Origin of the sequence: Vibrio sp. Evd11 (genome assembly GCF_900382755.1) — a bacterium.
Lineage (GTDB): Bacteria > Pseudomonadota > Gammaproteobacteria > Enterobacterales > Vibrionaceae > Vibrio > Vibrio lentus.
Genome location: NZ_OSDX01000021.1, coordinates 32872 through 52152 on the forward strand (window position 1 = coordinate 32872; position 19281 = coordinate 52152).

Annotated in this window: 14 protein-coding genes; 3 read left to right on the top strand and 11 right to left on the bottom strand. The window is 46.8% G+C overall.

All coding sequences use genetic code 11. The features are described from left to right. Nucleotides 1-200 precede the first annotated feature (200 nt). Both ED652_RS11315 and ED652_RS11320 read right to left on the bottom strand, forming a co-directional pair. Nucleotides 201-833 (bottom strand): 3'-5' exonuclease, encoded by a 633-nt coding sequence (locus tag ED652_RS11315; RefSeq protein WP_122054797.1) that lies wholly within the window; start codon nt 831-833, stop codon nt 201-203. 11 nt (nt 834-844) lie between these two features. Next, nucleotides 845-2677, bottom strand: a complete 1833-nt coding sequence (locus ED652_RS11320) for a DUF294 nucleotidyltransferase-like domain-containing protein (protein ID WP_122054799.1) — start codon at nt 2675-2677, stop codon at nt 845-847. 230 nt (nt 2678-2907) lie between these two features. On the opposite strand from ED652_RS11320, the gene ED652_RS11325 reads away from it, so the two are divergent. Together ED652_RS11325 and ED652_RS11330 are read left to right on the top strand one after the other, a co-directional pair. Next, the gene (locus ED652_RS11325; protein ID WP_122054800.1) at nt 2908-4098 is read left to right on the top strand and encodes a 3-phenylpropionate MFS transporter; all 1191 of its coding nucleotides are present in this window, start codon (nt 2908-2910) and stop codon (nt 4096-4098) included. A 111-nt stretch (nt 4099-4209) separates the two neighbouring features. After that, nucleotides 4210-7641 carry a PAS domain-containing hybrid sensor histidine kinase/response regulator gene (locus ED652_RS11330; RefSeq protein WP_102327213.1) on the top strand — a complete coding sequence of 1144 codons (3432 nt, stop codon included), beginning with the start codon at nt 4210-4212 and terminating at the stop codon, nt 7639-7641. A gap of 108 nt (nt 7642-7749) precedes the next feature. Here the strand turns inward: ED652_RS11330 and ED652_RS11335 are convergent, their stop codons facing one another. The 4 genes from ED652_RS11335 to ED652_RS11350 all read right to left on the bottom strand — a co-directional run bounded on the left by ED652_RS11335 (nt 7750) and on the right by ED652_RS11350 (nt 11716). Continuing rightward, the gene (locus ED652_RS11335; protein WP_122054802.1) at nt 7750-9135 is read right to left on the bottom strand and encodes a lyase family protein; all 1386 of its coding nucleotides are present in this window, start codon (nt 9133-9135) and stop codon (nt 7750-7752) included. 12 nt (nt 9136-9147) lie between these two features. Beyond that, nucleotides 9148-9531: a hypothetical protein gene (locus tag ED652_RS11340; RefSeq protein WP_122054803.1), complete on the bottom strand. Its 384-nt coding sequence runs from the start codon at nt 9529-9531 to the stop codon at nt 9148-9150. 204 nt (nt 9532-9735) lie between these two features. After that, nucleotides 9736-11439 (bottom strand): sodium:solute symporter family protein, encoded by a 1704-nt coding sequence (locus ED652_RS11345; RefSeq protein ID WP_017108594.1) that lies wholly within the window; start codon nt 11437-11439, stop codon nt 9736-9738. Nucleotides 11440-11449: 10 nt separating this feature from the next. Continuing rightward, nucleotides 11450-11716, bottom strand: coding sequence for a DUF4212 domain-containing protein (locus tag ED652_RS11350; RefSeq protein WP_009844701.1), 267 nt, complete (start codon nt 11714-11716; stop codon nt 11450-11452). 448 nt (nt 11717-12164) lie between these two features. On the opposite strand from ED652_RS11350, the gene ED652_RS11355 reads away from it, so the two are divergent. Further along, nucleotides 12165-13916, top strand: coding sequence for a potassium/proton antiporter (locus ED652_RS11355; protein WP_102250552.1), 1752 nt, complete (start codon nt 12165-12167; stop codon nt 13914-13916). Here ED652_RS11355 and ED652_RS11360 read toward each other — a convergent pair. From ED652_RS11360 to pyrB, 5 genes are all read right to left on the bottom strand, one after another. Further along, on the bottom strand, nt 13913-14542 hold the full coding sequence (locus ED652_RS11360; protein ID WP_012604978.1) for a response regulator transcription factor: 630 nt from the start codon (nt 14540-14542) through the stop codon (nt 13913-13915). The genes ED652_RS11355 and ED652_RS11360 overlap by 4 nt on opposite strands. Nucleotides 14543-14754: 212 nt before the next feature. Next, entirely contained in the window at nt 14755-16620 is a 1866-nt protein-coding gene (locus ED652_RS11365) for a protein-disulfide reductase DsbD (RefSeq protein WP_122054805.1), read from the bottom strand. 175 nt (nt 16621-16795) lie between these two features. Further along, nucleotides 16796-17284, bottom strand: a complete 489-nt coding sequence (locus ED652_RS11370) for an arginine repressor (protein ID WP_004729722.1) — start codon at nt 17282-17284, stop codon at nt 16796-16798. Nucleotides 17285-17610: 326 nt separating this feature from the next. Next, nucleotides 17611-18075: an aspartate carbamoyltransferase regulatory subunit gene (pyrI, locus tag ED652_RS11375; protein ID WP_004729721.1), complete on the bottom strand. Its 465-nt coding sequence runs from the start codon at nt 18073-18075 to the stop codon at nt 17611-17613. A 15-nt stretch (nt 18076-18090) separates the two neighbouring features. Beyond that, on the bottom strand, nt 18091-19020 hold the full coding sequence (pyrB, locus tag ED652_RS11380) for an aspartate carbamoyltransferase (protein WP_017062721.1): 930 nt from the start codon (nt 19018-19020) through the stop codon (nt 18091-18093). Nucleotides 19021-19281 lie beyond the last annotated feature (261 nt).

The following is a 19281-nucleotide window of genomic DNA, read 5'->3' on the forward strand; positions in this document are numbered from 1 at the left end:
TACATTCTTAATGAACTGGCAACTTCCTTTGTGTTCAGTTTCTAAGTCTATTACAGGACCGTCGTTGTGCTATCACTCTCGGCTAGGACGGCGATTTCCACAATTAGACTTTAGGATGAGACGCCGCTTTTCACTTACAAAATAGCGAGTTAAGTTCATTTTTGCGATATTGCTCTCTATGTAGAGAGGCAATGGTTGAATTAAGAATAAGAAGAGTTGAAACGAGGTAAATCACCGTGTTTAAGGCGAACAAAGATCAGGGCAGCGGAGATAGCGTCTTGTAATGCATCATGTTTATTGACCGGGATAGGTAGATCCAGCTGGCGACAGATGGCGTCCATACTGAGATCAAAATAGGCATTGGGTAGATGTCTTTCGAGTTTTTCTTGATAGAGCTGGCTCACTTCGACTAACCGGTTAGGCAGTGGAAATCCGAGTTGTTTTAAACAGGCGCGGTCGAGAATTTTCTTGTCATAGCGGATGTGATAGCCAACTAAAGGGCGATTACCAATAAAGTCGAGCAGCTCGATCAAAGCCTGTTTTTCTTCGATACCGTGCTTGAGATCTTGATGGCGAATGCGATGAATTTTGATTGAATTGCAATCGAGCGATTGAGGGGCTCGCAGCCGGACCTCGAAAGGTTGGCTGGTAATGATTCGATTACCAATGATTTTGGTCGCGGCAATGGTGACTAATTCCGCCTGATTGGGGGCGAGGCTGGTGGTTTCACAATCGAGAGATACGTATTCGTGATTAGCAGGCGCAGCAAACAGAGGCTGATAAGCAGAGCCTTTGAGCTTGTGATGCCAGTAATAACGAATCAATCTATTCATCGTTCAGTCACTTAATCTCTGATTTGATAGTGGTAGCCGAGCCATTGCTTGAATTTTTTGACCACATGCAGGCTATGACGAAGTAAGTCTCGGTCTGCCCGTTCCATCAGTTTGACGTCGATTTTATTGCTGCTGTGTTGTTGTGAAAGTCGCTGAGCTAAACGCCATTTAAAGAACTGTTTGAGCGCTTCATTGAGGTTGTCCGCGGTACTTTGCTCTAATACCTTCTTGCTAACGAGCTGTTCAATACGCTCAAAGGTGTTGTTCACCGTCACACCGTGCTCAAGGCAAAGTGCTCTCACACCGTGCACAATTGGGAAAATACCGCCTTGTTTGATATCGAGCCCTGACTTGGATTTTTTCACATTACCAAATAGGGTGAGGGGAACCGAAAAGTTAAGAGCAGGGCGGCAGAATTCAGTCAGAATCAATTCCTGTCCTAGCATCAAATCACTCAGGTGCTGCTTGACTGGTTTTAAAAGTTCTCTATTACCCGCAACGGCGTGCGCATCCGCCATGATGGCAATATCCATCACGGTATCAGGCGTGGCTTTTTTTACCCAACGGGTGAGCGTTTGTTTCCACTCTTGTTGTGAATGAACCCATTTCGGGTTGTTGACCATCACGTTGCCGGGGCAGAGTGGGTAGCCCAATTGCTGCAATGTATGCGTTAGGTCGTTCATGGCACTTTGGCATTGGTGCCACTCCAAACCATCCTGAATAATCAGCGCATTATCTTGGTCGGTTTTAAGGATTTGCTCTCCGCGACCTTCAGATCCCAATACGATCAGGCAGCAATGATTATGCAGTGCAGGTGGGATAACCAACTCAAAAGCCTTCTCTATGATCTGTTCATTAACGGCTGAAATTAGCTCCATGATGAAGCGCGTGCGAATGCCATTACTGAGTAGGCTTTCAACTAGTTGACGTTGCTTGTTGGAGGCTAATGCGAGCTCTTCAATGCTGGTGGCTCGTGCAATACGCAAAGTAAGAACGTGAGAATGAGTAGAGAATGCACTCAGAATTTGCGTCATGTCCACCGTACCGACAGCATTTGGACCATCACAAACCATCAGCCTTTTTACGCGATTTCGGGTCATGGTGATCATGGCGTTAAACAAGAAGTCACCTTGATTAACGTGCAGTACCGGGAACGTTGCTATCTCGCCAACCGCGGTATCGAGCGGATGGTTATCGAGCATCACCGCGTGCAATAAATTGGTTCTTGTGACGATTCCATACAGAAAGGTACATGATGATCCAAAAGCTTTTGGATCATCATGTTCTAAATGAACTAGAGCCGAGTCTAACCCTTGTTCTTTAAGGGTTTTAGTGACTTGGTTGATAGGTTGGCCGGGTTCCAGTATCAGTGGAGGGTGATAGATCGACTCATCCACTTTGGTCAGTATGAACTCGGCAAGGTTTTGTTGCTGTTGGGCAGCTTCAATTAGCGCTTTTCGTGTCGAAAGGTTGCTATCAAAGTAAGCGGCAAACTGGCCATTGGCGTGGTACAGCTCGAGAAAGATATCGGTTGGCAGTAGATAACTTAGGGTATCTTCAAGTGCGATATATTGGTGTTTGGTGTGAGGTTCAAACTGACTGCGTACATCGAAGATATCGTCATTGGCATAATGTGCGTAGATTTCCCCATCGCTGCTCGCGCGCTCCTCCACGGCTCCTTTAATTAGAATATGCAGATGGCGACTAGGGCGGTCTGCCTCCAATATCACCTCGTGTGCTCGGTAATAGACCACATCCAATGAGGAACGCAGCGTTAACTGCTCCGTGTCGGAGAGGCTATCGAAGGGCGGGTGCTGCATATTAAATTTATCAGGCATAAGCATCGAAAGAAGTAGGAGTCTCTTTTCAGTCTGACAAATTACCAGCGAAGCTCCAGACGACTTTAGTCTAAATGCGATCGTGGGTGCGGGTGAGCGCCGGATACCTCAGTCAAATGGGATATCGATATTCATTGAATACAGGAATACTATCTCTTCAATAATTCCCTTTTTCATCTTTTGTGACCTAGGCATAATTGGCGCTTCCTTGTTCCACACATTTTTATAGGTCGCCTATGTTTAATCCTTCCCCTTATGGCTGGATATCCCAGTATTTTCTTGGTTTCTTTTTTGCCTATGGCGTTTATCTGCCATTTTGGGCGCTGTGGTTTGAAGACCAAGGCGTTTCTGCAGGGGACATTGGCGTATTGATTGGTGTGGGTTTGGCTACGCGTTGTGTTGCCAACTTTGTGATAACACCGCGTATCCATAAAGTTGAGCATTTAATACCAGCATTGCGTTGCCTCAGTTTTGTCGCGCTATTATTTGTTGTTTTCCATTTCTTTACTGGTGGTAGCTTTTTATTGATGTTGCTAGCAACGGTAATGTTCAACCTCTGCTATGGACCGATTATTCCGCTTTCTGATGCAATGGCAAACCATTACAGCCGTCTCAAGATGCTCGATTACGGACGTACACGTTTGTGGGGTTCAGTGGCATTTATTGCTGGTTCAACGGTGGTTGGTTATCTGGTGGCTGAATTTGGCACGGATATGATTTTGTATACTGCGCTGGCAGGAGTTTTGGTTTCTCTGTTGTTCGCGATGAGAAACCCGAACGTAATGCCAGTGACAGAATCAGAGCAAGTCACTGAAAGACCTAAACTTGGTCAACTATTACGTGAATCGTCGGTAGTGAAGTTTCTTGCATTGATGGCACTGCTTCAAGGAAGCCACGCCGCGTATTACAGCTTTAGTGCGATTTACTGGAAAGAGGCGGGGCACTCTGAGGCGATCATCGGTTATCTGTGGAGCTTGGCTGTGGTTGCTGAGGTGGCTGTATTTGCTCTGAGCAAGCGATTGTTTGCTGGATTATCATTGCGCACTCTGTTTGTGATTGCTGGCATCGGGGTAATGGCTCGTTGGGGTATCACAGCATCAACGATTGCGATTCCAGTATTGATAGTGGCTCAGTTGCTGCACGGGGTGACATTCGCCATGGCACACATCGCGGCGATTCAATACATCCAATCTGAAGAACAGAACAAGATGGTTGCCCTGCAAGCTCTGTACAACGCGATTCCATTAGGTGCCTTTATCGCGTTAATGACTACCTTAAGTGGTTGGGGTTATGAGCTTTGGGGAGCGAATATTTTCTGGGGCATGGCTGCGATGGGTGGACTGGCCTTGTTCATTAAGCTGGATGAAAGAAGTTCAGTGGTTGAAGTCAATCAAACAGCCTCAGCTCAATCTGATGCTCAGAATTAAAGCCCAAAGCACAGAATTTAAGCGATGCGATTGAGTTAAACGCACTTCCCTAGTTAAATGAAACCTCTCCAATATGGAGAGGTTTTTTTATGGATGAAAAAAGGGTTTTCAATGCAAGGATGGGTAGTAATTCCAGTCTCTTTAGCTTACTTGGGCGTGTTATTTCTGATCGCATGGTATGGAGACAGGCAAGTTCGTTGGCTATCACGCTGGCGTCCATGGATATATAGCCTTTCTATTGCGGTGTATTGTACCTCTTGGACCTTCTATGGAACGGTCGGGCAGGCCAGTAACAATCCTTGGTCATTCTTACCCATCTACCTCGCCCCTATTTTAGTTTTCACGTTGGGGTGGCGGATCTTAGCTCGGCTGATCCTCATCGCGAAGCGTGAACACATCACCTCTATTGCCGACTTTATCGCGGCTCGTTATGGAAAATCTCAGGGCTTGGCTGTAGCCGTCACCGTGATTGCAGTGGTCGGTATTCTTCCTTATATCGCGCTACAGCTGCGTGGTATTACGATGGGCTTGGAGATTGTCGCCCCCGATCTCGCCGAAGATTTTGGATATCAGAATTATCACGTCTCTTGGTTTGTGGTCGGTGCATTAGCGATTTTTACGATGCTGTTTGGTACACGTCATATCGACAACACGGAGCATCACCGTGGCATGATGATGGCGGTGGCATTTGAGTCGATTGTAAAGCTGGCGGCCTTCTTGATTGTTGGTCTGTTCATCATTTACCTCGCAATGAGCAGCGATAAAATCGATTTGCTTGATGTTGCGGCCTCCACTTATGAATCACCCAATATTCCCACCTTAGTGATTCACACCATTCTTACGATGTTGGCGATTGTCTGTCTGCCACGTCAGTTTCACACCATGGTGGTTGAAAACGAACGACCTCAGGACTTACACACCGCTCGTTGGTTATTTCCTCTTTATCTCATTCTGATGGGGCTGTTTGTTCTACCGATTGCGTGGGCTGGTCAGGGATTACTTACGGGTATGCCGGCTGATACTTATGTGATTAGCGTGCCGATGGCAGAAGGGGCCAATCATATTGCCTTGCTGGCTTTTCTTGGGGGTACTTCGGCGGCGAGTGGCATGGTGATTGTCTCGACCATTGCATTGGCGATCATGGTCTCGAATGATCTGGTGATGCCACTGTTGCTGCGTCGTATGCGTTTGACGCAAAGAACGCATAAACATTTTTCTGGCTTGTTATTGGTGATTCGTCGTGGACTGATCCTATTACTGCTGCTGGGTGCTTGGGCATTTTATCAGGCGCTCGATACCATTCATTCTCTGTCGGCGATCGGCTTTCTTTCCTTTGCGGCGATTGCGCAGTTTGCCCCCGCCTTGATCGGTGGTTTGTATTGGCGTCTGGGTAATCGAAAAGGGGTTTATGTTGGCCTATTAGTTGGCTCAGTGATTTGGTTGATTACCCTAATGAGCCAAACCAGTATGTTGGCGGGCGATAGCGACAGTAATTTACTGTTGTGGATTATTACGCCTCCAGAGTTACTGAGTAGCTGGGATGTCAGCAGTTCAAACTGGGGTATCGTGATGAGTATCTTACTCAATACCCTCTGTTATGTAGTGGTCTCGATGACAACACGCCCAAGCCTAAGTGAGCGCTTACAATCAGCAGCATTTGTTGGTACGCCACTGCCTGAAAATGAGAATATTAGCCTCTATCAGAACCGCGTTACGGTGGCTGAATTAGAGATGCTCGCCTCGCGTTTTGTAGGTCGTAAGCGAGCGAAAAGTGCTTTACACAGTTATTGGCAACAACACGGTCAGCCGCTGCTTCCCAATCAACAAGCGCCCGCAAGTCTGATTCGACACGCAGAGCGCGTGCTCGCCGGGGTGTTCGGTGCTTCGTCTGCTAAGTTAGTACTCACTTCCGCCTTGCAAGGCAGAAACATGCAGCTTGAAGAGGTTGCGACCATCGTTGATGAAGCCTCTGAACTGTACGACTTCAGCCGTGGTTTACTGCAAGGCGCAATTGAACATATTGGCCAAGGCATTGCAGTAATAGACAAACAAATGAGGTTGGTGGCGTGGAATCAACGTTACTTAGAACTGTTTGAGTTCCCTGCTGGCTTGATTCAAGTCGGCCGACCCATTTCAGATGTGATTCGTCACAATGCTGAGCAAGGTTTGTGTGGTCCGGGTGACCCAGAAGATCACGTTCGACGTCGTGTTTATCACCTTGAGCAAGGCACGCGACACACCTCATCTCGTATTCGTCCTGATGGCCGAGTGATTGAGGTGCAAGGTAACCCAATGCCGAGTGGCGGGTTTGTCATGAGCTTTACCGACATCACGGTTTTCAGACAAGCAGAGCAAGCGCTAAAAGATGCCAATGAAAGCTTGGAGTCGAGAGTTCATGAGCGAACTCAAGAGCTCGAAAAGCTCAACCAACGCTTAGTTAAAGCCACTCAAATCTCTGACCAAGAATCTCAATCTAAGAGTCGATTCTTGGCTGCCGTGAGTCATGATTTGATGCAGCCGCTCAATGCCGCGCGTCTATTTGCTTCGTCACTGTCTGAGGTGGCAAAAGAGCAAGAGGAGAAGCAGCTTTCTTCTCATATCGAAAGTGCGCTGGGTGCGGCTGAAGACCTGATTGGCGACCTGCTTGATATCTCTCGATTGGAGTCAGGAAAATTAGAAACCAACATTCACGCGATTGCCGTGCATGACGTGCTGACCAACTTGAATGCCGAATTTAGTGCTTTAGCAACGCAGCAGAAGATCCAATTCCAGATGATCCCATCGTCACTGTTTATTCATTCTGACCCTAAGTTATTAAGACGCGTGATTCAGAACTTTTTAACGAATGCATTTCGCTATAACCCAGAAGGAAAAGTGGTGCTTGGCGCGAGACGAGTGAATGGTCAGGTACGAATTGATGTGTGGGACAACGGAACCGGTATTGATGAAGACAAGCAACAAGAGATCTTCGAAGAGTTTACGCGTGGTAGCCAAGTACGTGCCGATCAAGGTTTAGGATTAGGGTTGGCTATCTCGAAAGGGATTGCTCATGTGCTTGGTCATCAAATCTCGATGCGTTCATGGCCGGGAGAAGGCAGCGTCTTTTCCATCACCTTAGCGAGAGCAGAGCAGGTGGCTCCTATTGTGCAAGCTTCAGCGCCAATGGCGACAAGCGACATCGAGCACCTGAAAATACTGTGTGTCGACAATGAGCGAGAAATTTTGGTCGGTATGGAGAACTTGATAGGACGATGGGGCTGTGAGGTTAAGACCGCCGTCGACTTAGTCGAAAGCTTGAAGTGTCTCGATGATGATTGGCAGCCAGATGTGATTTTCTCTGATTATCGTCTCGATAATGGCCGAACGGGACTCGAAGTCCTGCAGCAGTGTCGCTTGCGTCTTGGAGATTCTTTTGAGGGCGTCATCATAAGTGCCGATAGAACCGATGACATGTTGGCTGCAATAAAAGCCAACAGCTTTAGCTTTATTGCTAAGCCAGTGAAACCGTTAAAACTCAGAGCTGTTCTAAATCGTGTGAGTTAATTAGGAATAATCAGTTCTAATTCCGAATTAATGAACGGATGTAAAAAAGGCCTCAGATGAGGCCTTTTTTGTTTCGGTAAGGAGCGTTAATTCTTGTTCACTGATTCACTAACCTGCGATTCCACCCTGCGTCAGTGTGGTTGGGTCAAGCAGCTTGCTAAGTTCTTCTCGGCTGAGATCAGTTTCTCGTTCGGCAACATCTAGAATCGGTAAGCCTTCTTTATAAGCTTTCTTGGCAATATCAGCCGCTTTTAGGTAGCCAATCACAGGGTTAAGTGCAGTCACCAGAATTGGATTCTTTGAAAGCGCTAAATCGAGATTGTCTTGGCGTACCGTGAAGGTGGCAATCGCTTTATCAGCCAGTGCGACTGAGCTGTTGGCTAATAGCTCTATGCTTTCTAATACGTTATGAGCAATCACCGGCAGCATTACATTCAATTGGAAATTTCCAGACTGCCCAGCCACCGTAATGGTGGTGTCATTGCCAATCACTTGCGCAGCCGCCATGGCAGCAGCTTCTGGAATTACAGGGTTTACCTTGCCAGGCATGATAGACGAGCCCGGTTGGAGAGCCTGCAACTCAATTTCCCCTAAGCCAGCCAACGGCCCTGAATTCATCCAACGAAGATCGTTTGAGATCTTCATGATCGCAACTGCTGCAGTTTTGAGCTGACCTGACAACGCAACGATCGCGTCTTGGCTGCTGAGGTTAAAAAAGAAGTTTTCACTCGAAGTAAAACTGATCTTTGTCGATTGAGACAGGTTACTTGCAAACTTATCGGCAAAGCGTGGGTCGGCATTGATCCCTGTACCTACCGCTGTACCACCTTGAGCAAGCGCCTTGATTGCTGGCAAGCTGCTTTCTATCGCTTGCTTGGCATGTTCAATCTGATATTTCCAACCACCAAGCTCTTGAGCAAAGGTAATCGGCATTGCATCCATTAGATGGGTACGGCCGGTTTTGACTACCTCAGCAAGTTCATGCTGTTTTACGGTAAGCGCCGCAGAAAGGTAGGTAAGTGCAGGCAACAGCTTATTTTCTGCCATCAAAGCGACACTGACTTGAATTGCTGTTGGCACGACATCGTTACTGCTTTGCCCCATGTTTACGTGATCATTCGGGTTCACGTCTCCTTGCAGGCTTCTTGAAGCGAGTGTCGCAATCACTTCGTTAGCATTCATGTTAGAGCTGGTGCCAGAGCCCGTCTGATAGACATCAATCGGGAATTGCTCGAGGTGCTTACCCTCAATGATCTCTTGGCTGGCTTCGGCTATCGCGTTGGCAATATCACCTTCCAGTAAACCTAGCTGAGCATTAGTGTCGGCGGCGGCCAGCTTAATTAACGCCAGTGCTTGAATGAAGCTGGTTGGCATCTTGTGTGAACTAAACGCGAAGTTATTCGCGGCACGTTGAGTTTGTGCTTGGTATAGCGCATCGGCGGGAACTTTCACTTCGCCCATGCTGTCTTTTTCAATCCGAAATTGTAGGGTCATGTTCTATCCTTGTTAGCCAAGTGGGGCTTGGACTTGTTGTAGTGTTTGGCTGAGATTCAAAAAACGCGCTTGGCCTTGAGGTTGCTGGCAGTAGTGGCGCTTCAAATAAAATAGTGGTGAGTGAATAGAGTCTAGGCAGATATGACGAAAGGTGAAACTGCGGTCACGAGACTCAATCGCTTCTATCAAATGAAAGAAAACTTGGCGCAGATACAGCTCGCATAACAAGATGTTTTCTTGGGCGGCATGCTTTTCATAGTAAGCCGAAAGCGTTAGTGCGCACTCGACGTAGTCTCGAATCACAAACGGTTCATGGCCTTGAACTTGCTCTAATGAAGCAAAGCGATCTTGTGCTTTGTAAAACCTCGAATAGAGACCCTGCTGTTCTTTCATCATTATTTGCATCTCTTTAATTGATGTTAATGATAATTATTATCAAATGAGATTTTAAAAACAACCCTTTGTTTATCTTTTTATAAAATGGAGGGAAAAAGAAAAAGCCGATACATGACGTATCGGCTTTCTGAGATTCAGTACTTAATCCCTACAATGTAAGTACTGATTTATTTTTGGCTAAACATCTTTGTTTCGTGGTCGTGCTTAGTGGTCGTGAGCTTCACCAGCACCTTTCGGGTAACGGATGTTCTCAACCATATCTTGTACATCTTGTGGAACTTCAGCCGTTACTTTGTTTACAGCAATTGATACTACGAAGTTTAGACACATACCTAGCGTACCGATGCCTTCTGGGCTGATACCAAACCACCAGTTTTCAGGTGTGCTTGCTGCTGGGTTAATGAACTTGAAGTAGATGATGTAGCTTGCTGTGAAGGCAATACCTGACAACATACCTGCAATTGCGCCTTCCTTATTCATCTTCTTGTAGAAGATACCTAGGATGATGGCAGGGAAGAAGGATGCTGCGGCTAAGCCGAAGGCAAACGCTACTACCTGAGCTACGAAGCCTGGTGGATTAATGCCTAAGTAACCTGCGCCAACAATCGCGACCATGGCGGCCAAACGAGCGGCTAACAGCTCCTGCTTGTCGGTCATGTTTGGTCTGAAGCCTTTCTTCAACAAGTCATGTGAAATCGACGTTGAGATTACCAATAGTAGACCAGCGGCTGTTGATAGTGCGGCTGCTAGGCCACCGGCTGCAAGTAGTGCTACAACCCAGTTTGGTAGTTTTGCTAGCTCCGGAGAAGCCAGTACGATGATGTCACGGTTAATCTTCATCTCGTTGCGTTCGTCGCCCGAGTAGAACATTTTGCCATCGCCGTTCTTATCTTCCCAACCAACTAGGCCAGTGCTTTCCCAGTTTTTGTACCAGCTTGGTGCGTCTGCTGCTGCGACACCTTGCATGTCTGGGCCGTTAATCGTTTCGATCATGTTTACACGAGCGAAGGCTGCAACGCCAGGTGCTGTTGTGTATAGTAATGAGATGAACAGTAGTGCCCAACCTGCTGAGATACGAGCATCACGTACTTTTGGTACCGTGAAGAAACGAATGATTACGTGTGGAAGACCGGCAGTACCTACCATTAGAGCCGCACAGATGAAGAATACATCTACCATGCTCTTGTTACCTTCGGTATAGGCGGTAAATCCGAGTTCTTCTGTTAGTCCATCCAGTTTATCAAGTAGGTATACATCTGTACCTGATAGAGTCGAGCCCATACCAACTTGTGGAAGTGGGTTACCCGTCATCATGATTGAGGTAAAGATTGCTGGAACAAGGAAGGCGAAAATGAGGACACAGAATTGAGCTACCTGCGTATAAGTGATGCCTTTCATACCACCAAGCACTGCGTAGAAGAACACAATACCCATACCAATGATGATGCCTAGGTTAATATCAACTTCTAGGAAACGAGAGAATACAACGCCAACACCACGCATCTGGCCTGCAACGTACGTAAATGATACGAAGATTGCACAGAATACCGCTACCATACGTGCTGTTTTCGAGTAGTAACGCTCACCGATGAAATCAGGAACCGTAAATTGACCGAACTTACGTAGGTAAGGTGCTAAACATAGCGCAAGTAGTACATAACCACCTGTCCAACCCATTAGGTAAACCGCACCGTCGTAACCAACAAATGAGATGATACCTGCCATTGAGATGAATGATGCTGCCGACATCCAGTCAGCGGCTGTTGCCATGCCGTTTGCTACTGGGTGTACGCCGCCGCCAGCAACGTAGAATTCACTCGTTGTTCCAGCGCGAGCCCAGATTGCGATGCCGATATAGACTGCGAAAGTAATACCGACGAGAATAAACGTCCAAGTTTGAATATCCATGTTCTAGCCTCTAGTCTTCCTGTACGTTGTATTTTTTGTCCAGCTTATTCATGCGAACAACGTAAATAAATATCAACGCCACGAAGGTATAAATTGAACCTTGTTGAGCGAACCAAAAACCTAGCTTAAATCCGCCAAATTGAATGGTATTTAGGACATCCACAAATAAGATGCCAGCGCCATAAGACACCACAAACCAAACTGCGAGTAGTGTTCCCATTATTCCCAAGTTTTCCTTCCAGTAGGCTTGAGCATGTTCCGTAGATTCGAACGCCATTGCCTTCTCCTTTATTCCGTTTTCGTAGAAACCGTTTTGTGAAACCGTTTTTGTAAAATAGCGTGTTAACGTAATGTTACGATTTAGAATGTAGCAAGGATAAGTCAAGGGATCTGTGCAACTTTAGTCGGGACGCTATTAGCGCTAATGTACTGAAATATGGGGGCTAGGAGGCATAATCATAGAAAAACGTGATGTTACAATGATGTTAAATTAGCCAAAGGTCTAACAAAAAGGGATGAATTAGAGTGTGAGTCATAAAATTTAACAACTAAATGACTGAGAAACGGTATTTAGTCCTGCCTATGACACGAAGCGAAACATAAGTTTGTTATAGTAACTACGGTACTTTCACCGGCCGTGACTTGCTTAGCGGCAGAAGATCAACAAGCTAGTGGCAAAAGATCAACAGGCTTAAAGCTCGAGTTTTATTCTTTGGGGGAACGAATTGGACGCAATAACCATTAATCACTTATTTTTGACTGGTGCCGTACTCATCGCCATCAGTGTACTTTTCTCACAAGTGTCCTCTCGATTGGGCGTTCCGATTCTTTTAATCTTTTTGTTCGTTGGTATGTTGGCGGGCGAAGATGGCCCCGGTGGCATTAATTTCAATGATTACTCGCTGACCTACTTGGTGAGTAACCTTGCGCTGGCTGTGATCCTGCTTGATGGTGGTATGCGAACCAAGGTCGCGAGCTTCAAGGTCGCTTTTTGGCCGTCGCTCTCGCTGGCGACGATAGGTGTCGCATGTACCGCAACCCTTACCGGTTTAATGGCGGCTTGGCTGTTCGATCTGTCATTGATGCAGGGTATCTTAGTCGGTGCGATTGTGGGTTCGACCGATGCCGCTGCGGTATTTTCTTTGTTGAAAGGGCAGAGCCTCAATGAACGTGTTGGCTCAACCTTAGAGATCGAATCCGGTACCAATGACCCAATGGCTGTCTTCCTGACGGTCACTTTAATCGCGCTGCTGGGCACCCCAGATGCCGAGATGGGAATGAACTTTCTACTCAAAAGCTTCGCGATGCAGTTTGGTATCGGCACCCTTGTTGGTATTGGCGGCGGTTGGGTTCTATGGAGTCTAATTAACCGAGTGCAGCTGGCCGATGGCCTTTACTCGATTTTGGTGCTCAGCGGGGGCGTGGCTCTGTTTGCGTTCTCTAACATGCTTGGTGGTAGTGGCATCTTATCGATTTACCTAGTCGGTCTGTTCATTGGTAATCGTCCAACTCGCTCTCGACACTCTATCCTTAATGTTCTTGATGGCATGACGTGGCTAAGCCAGATCGTGATGTTCTTGGTGCTGGGGCTATTGGTTACACCATCGACATTGATGGACATTGCACTTCCTGCGTTAGCATTGGCTTTCGGTATGATCTTGTTTGCTCGCCCGTTGTCTGTTTGGTTGGGTTTACTGCCGTTCAGAAGCTTTACCACCAAAGAACGTTGGTTTGTTTCTTGGGTAGGTTTACGCGGCGCTGTGCCGATCATTTTGGCGGTGTTCCCGATGATGGCTGGCCTGCCTAATGCCCAACTTTACTTCAACATCGCCTTCTTCGTGGTTATGGTTTCGCTGATTGTTCAGGGCGGTAGCTTGATGAAAGTTGCGAGGTTGGCTCAGGTGACCTTACCACCGACACCAACCCCAATTTCTCGTACTGGCATGGAGATTTATCCGACCAGTGAGTGGGAGATGTTTGTCTACAAGCTGAAAGAGGAAAAGTGGTGTGTTGGTGAACCGCTTAAGCGTTTGTCTATGCCTGAAGGGACGCGAATTACGGCACTGTTTAGAAAAGATGCTTTGCTTCACCCATCGGGTAGCACCGTGTTAGAGGCGAACGATATTCTCTGTGTGCTTGGCCAAGATAAAGACCTAGATAGTTTAAGTGCGCTATTCAGTGAGGCTCCTCTAGCTGAAGAGGCCGCTCGATTCTTTGGTGATTTCTTCTTGGATGTCGAACTATCGGTTGCAGCGGTCAGTGATTGTTATGGCATTGAACTGGGCTCGGAAGAAGAGCGAGAAATGACGCTAAAACAATTGGCTGAGCGAGAGCTTGGTGCCCATCCTGTATTAGGCGATAGTTTTGTGTGGCATGACATTACTTGGGTGGTTGCAGAGATAGATGATCATAAAGTCGTCAGGTTGGGTTTATGTTTACCAAAGACGACTTTAGAAGAGGATATAAGCGAAGCTTAGTTGTGGACTTCTTGTAGCAAGATAACCGCTTGAGTTCGGTTTTTCACATCCAGTTTACGGAAGATGGCTGTCATATGTGCCTTGATGGTCGCTTCCGAAACATTCAATTCATACGCGATTTGCTTGTTCAGCAGGCCGTCTGAAAGCATCCCTAACACCTTGTATTGCTGAGGCGTCAATGTGGAAAGCTTTTCCGCAAGGTCGCTACAGGCTGCATTGTTGGTGATAAGCCCTTCAGGGAAGAACGGGTCGCCATTCAGCACTTGATTCAGTGCACTGACCAATTCACGCATATCACTCGACTTAGGAATGAAGCCAAAGGCACCGTGGCTCTTCACTTGAGTGACAACGCTGGCATCCTCGCTGGCTGAGATCACCACAATTGGTAAATCTGGATATTCAGCACGCAGTTGAATTAAGCCCGACATCCCGTTTGCTCCCGGCATTTTAAGGTCGAGAAGCAACAGATCTGGTTCATCTTCTTTTTTTAGTAGAGTCAGTAAGGCATCGAGAGAATCAGCCTCAAGCAGGTTCGCACCGCTGATCGCCATATGAACTGACTGAAACAGGGCGTTGCGAAAGAGAGGGTGGTCATCAGCAATGATGATGGTATAGGTCGAGTCCATGACGTTCATACTTTTAACAATTTAGTTAATATTTATTATCATCCTGATTGAGTATGTGGACAATATCTATGCATGAAAAGTCTGAACCATATCGACTTTTATCCCCGGAATAAGAAAGCGTTACTCTGAATAGCAAAAAAGCCGCACTGCCATCTCGTTACGGAGGGGCGGTGCGGCTTTCGTTTAGGCGGATATTCCGGTGAATATTGCCGTTATAGCTGGTGGTCTTGCATGTGTTTTAAGAATACATCTGCCGGCATAAAACCCGTCACACGAGCATTTGGAACATGGTTACCCTCGCCATCCCAGAACTCTATGGTTGGCAACCCGAGTACCTGCAATTGTTTAAGCAGTTCAATGTCTTGAGGCATGTTTCTCGTTACATCAGCCTGAAGCAGGACGAAATCAGAAAGCTTGTTCTCAACATCAGCTTGGTGGAAGGTGTACTTCTCAAACTCTTTACATGCCACACACCAATCGGCGTAGAAATCGAGCATCACTGGCTTGCCGAGTTTCTTGGCTTCGATGAGTTGGATTTCTAACTCTTCAACCGTGTTGACGCGTGCAAATTGGATTTGTTGCTCAACCACAACGCTCTTTTCTGCGAACCAGTAATTTAATGCAGGTTGCGCTGAAGCGAATAGGCCGAGCATTGCGATGATACCCACTGCGCTCTGTTTCCAACCACCGAATGGCAGTGCATTCTTGCTGTGGTAAAGCCAACCAAAGGCGATGAAGCCTAATCCAGACCAAAGCACGGTTGCCCACAATTCAGGGATAATACGCTCTAGTAGGAAGATCGGCGCTGCCAGTAAGATAAAGCCGAATACGATCTTCACCTTGTCCATCCAGCTGCCTGCTTTCGGCAGAAGCTTATTACCAAACACCGCAACTAAGATCAGCGGGATACCCATGCCCATCGCTAACGCATAAAGAGCGATCGCTCCGGTTAATAGGTCGCCACTTTGAGCCACATACAGCAGTGCACCTGACAGTGGCGCAGTGGTACAAGGTGAACACACCAAGCCCGAGATAGCGCCCATTGCGAACACGCCCAAGGTATTGCCACCTTGCTGCTTGTTACTTTGGTTGTTAAGCCAAGTTTGGATGCTGCTTGGTAGTTGTAGGTTATAAACGCCGAACATCGACATCGCCAACGTCACGAACAGAACACTCAGCGCGATTAATACATAAGGGTGTTGCATGGCAGCTTGGAACTGCATGCCTGCTGAAGCAACCACTAAACCTAATAAGGTATAGGTCAGCGCCATGCCTTGTACATAAATGAACGACAGCATCAGCGCACGGCCTTGGCTGAGCTTGCCGCCACCTAGCACAATACCTGTTAGGATAGGGTACATAGGCAGAACACACGGCGTAAAGGCTAAACCAACACCGAGTGCTAAGAATAATAATGGAGTCCACCAACTGTCACCGAGCTTATCGGCTAAGCCTGCTTCTTTTGAAACGGGAGCATTGGTTTGTTGAGTGGTATTGCTTGCTGCGTCAGCGGTAGGAGAAGAGGGTTGTACTGAATTGTCCGCTTCACCAGTTGCATCAGAAGAACCTTGTGAGGCACCACTGTTTTGCACATCACTGCTTTTCACATCACCAGAATTCGTCGCAATAAACGGTTCAATGTCGATTACTTGGATCTCTGGTGGGTAGCAGAAACCAGCATCTGCACAGCCTTGATACTTAACGATCAGCTGCGAGCCATCTTGGTAACTCTGTAGAGGAACTTGCACGAATAACGGCTGGGTATAAATGCTCACCTCACCGAAGAATTCATCTTGGTGTGGTTGGCCATCTTCCATTTCAACATTGCCGATAGCGAGATTTTGGCCAGTGAACGAGAGGCTATGTTGATAGAGGTAGTAGCCCTCTTTTACTTGCCAGTCGAGAAGGAGCTTGCCGTCTTGCTGGTAGTAATTGAAAGGGAAAGCTTGGTCTACAGGGACAAAACCGTTGTTATTGCCTCCGAAGCTTGGCTCGGCGTTGTCGTTTCCAAAAAGCGCCCACGCAGGCTGGGTGAACAGGGAAACACAAACAAAAAGTAATGTGGCAAGTCGTCGCATACTATTTAGTCATCAAAATGGAGTTGAAGGTATCTTAACTCAATCAGACCGTAATAGTTTGTGATTAGTTTCATCGACCAGGAAATATCCGCTAGGGCGGGTGAGCCACTTTCTTAGGCAGTCGAGAGAGGGTTAGCTGCGCAACTGCAGTGAACAGCCCTTGCCAGTAAGACATTTAGGCAACACCTAAGCGTGCTCTTACTACTTGTTCACAAGCATCAATGTTCATCGTGTCTTTCGGGATAATTAGCACGGTGTCATTGCCGCCAACTGTACCGATAATCTCAGTATGTGGGTCGATATCGACTAATCTTGCGACCAACTGTGCGCAACCAGGGTTTGTTTTTACGATCACCATCGCTTGGTTGTGAGTAATTAATTCGATTTGTGATGAGATTGAGGCATCGACACGTACAGGCGCGCTTTCAACCGTGATGCAGTAAACCTTTTTACCACAGGCATTCTGAATTTTGACAACGCCAAGCTGTGACAAAATACGAGAGACGGTCGATTGGCTGATACCTGTATAGCCAATATCGACCAGTTTCTCGCGCAGTTGGTTCTGGGTCGAGAAGCTTTGTTGTTGTAGTAAGCGTTTGCACGCGGCAGTCAGTGTTTTATCTTCAGCTGAATACAAGCAACCGTGCTCAGTGATTTGGTTCATGAACAACTCCTTAAGGTCAACGTGTTGATATCGCTTGTCCATAGCGCAGAACGCACTCCCAAAGCCGTAGAGTACGATTGTTAATTAGGGCTTACCGATGAACCCCGAAATAAGAGGGAGGGTATGCGAGATGTATGATCATCTATGCATTGAGTCTACCACTAAAGGATAGTTATCTTTTTGAAGGCGATCACCAAACAAAATTCTGGTTAATTGCTTTTATTGTGGAGTTTTATTCTTTGGTTAAATGGATATTTATTCCGCGTTGGGAATAAATATCCATAAACTATAAAGGGTTTTTACTGCGGAGGTAATAGCGCTAAGGGTTAGCGAATTTCACTCATGATCTCGCGAGAGAATACTTTTTCACAGTAGTGACATTTTAACTGTACGTTTTCGTGTTTTAGCTGCACTTTAAAGCTACTTTCGACAGGTTCACCGTGTGAAATACAGTTGCTATTTGGGCAGGCGAACACACTGTTGATTTGTTCTGGCAGCACAAGTGTGAGCTTGTTGACCACTTTGTACTCTTCAATCTGATTCACTGTCGCTTGTGGGGCGTACAGAGCCAATTGATTGGCTTGTTCCTTGGTCAGAAAGATGTTTTCAATCTTGATTAGGTCTTTGTTGCCGAGCGCTGATGATGGCAGGTTCAACCCCATAGTGATGCGTTGTTCTGTTTTATGCAGCTTGAACAGTTTGAGAATTTTAATCCCAAGATGAGCAGGGATGTGGTCAATGACGCTGCCGTTACGGATCGCTTCTACTTGTAGCTGAGTTTGTTTAACCATGACTGTATCTCCTGCTTATAAAGTGTCGTTTAGAACTAGGGCTAATAAAGCTTCACGTGCATACACGCCGTTTTCAGCTTGTTCGAAGTAGTAAGCGTGTGGCGTTTTATCAACGTCGGTGGTGATTTCGTCGACGCGTGGCAGTGGGTGAAGTACCTTCATGTTTTGACGAGCGTCTTTCAATGTATCGGCGGTGAGGATGTAAGCCGACTTCATGTGCGCGTATTCCGATGCATCGAAGCGCTCTTTCTGTACGCGAGTCATGTACAGGACATCCAGTTCAGGCACCACTTCTTCAATGCTGCTGTGGGTGCTGTATTGGATACCCATCTCTTCTAATTCTTCACAGATATAATCTGGCATCTCTAACACTTCTGGCGCGATAAAGAAGAAACGCACGTTATTGAATTTTGATAGTGCTTGCGTCAGGGAGTGCACAGTTCGGCCATATTTTAGGTCGCCGACGAACGCCACATTGAGGTTATCAAGCGTGCCTTGCGTTTCGTAAATCGAGAACAGATCCAACAAGGTTTGAGTCGGGTGTTGGTTTGCACCGTCGCCGCCATTCACTACCGGAACCCCATTCGAAAATTCAGAGGCCAAACGTGCTGCGCCTTCTTGTGGATGACGCATCACAAAGGCATCGACGTAAGATGAAATAACCTGCACCGAATCGGCAAGTGTTTCGCCTTTCTTGGCCAGCGATGTATTGCCGCCATTATCAAAGCCGATGACGGTGCCACCAAGACGCTGAACCGCGGTTTCAAATGAAAGGCGAGTTCGAGTTGAAGGCTCAAAGAAGCAACTCGCAACAACTTTATTTTTCAGCAACTCTGGGTTTGGCTCAGCCTTGAGCCTTGCTGCGGTGTCGACGATAAGCTCCAGTTCATTACGAGTGAGCTCAGGTATGGAGATAATGTGCTTGTTAAATAACGAATGCGCCATAACGGGTCTTCCTTCTATGCATACAGTCAAATTGCGGACAAAAAAAAGCCCCCTAAAAATAGGAGGCTTCGAAACGATCAATAGAGCAAAATAAAAATGACACCACCGCCACTCTTTGGCGTGTCGTTTGACAATAATGTGCGACAGAATTGCGGTTCATTTTTTGCTCTCTTAAGACAAATTGCGGAGGATTATACTTAGATAAAAAGGCCATGCAATACTTTCTGTAAAGTATTCATTTAATGGATTTTTATGCGAAAT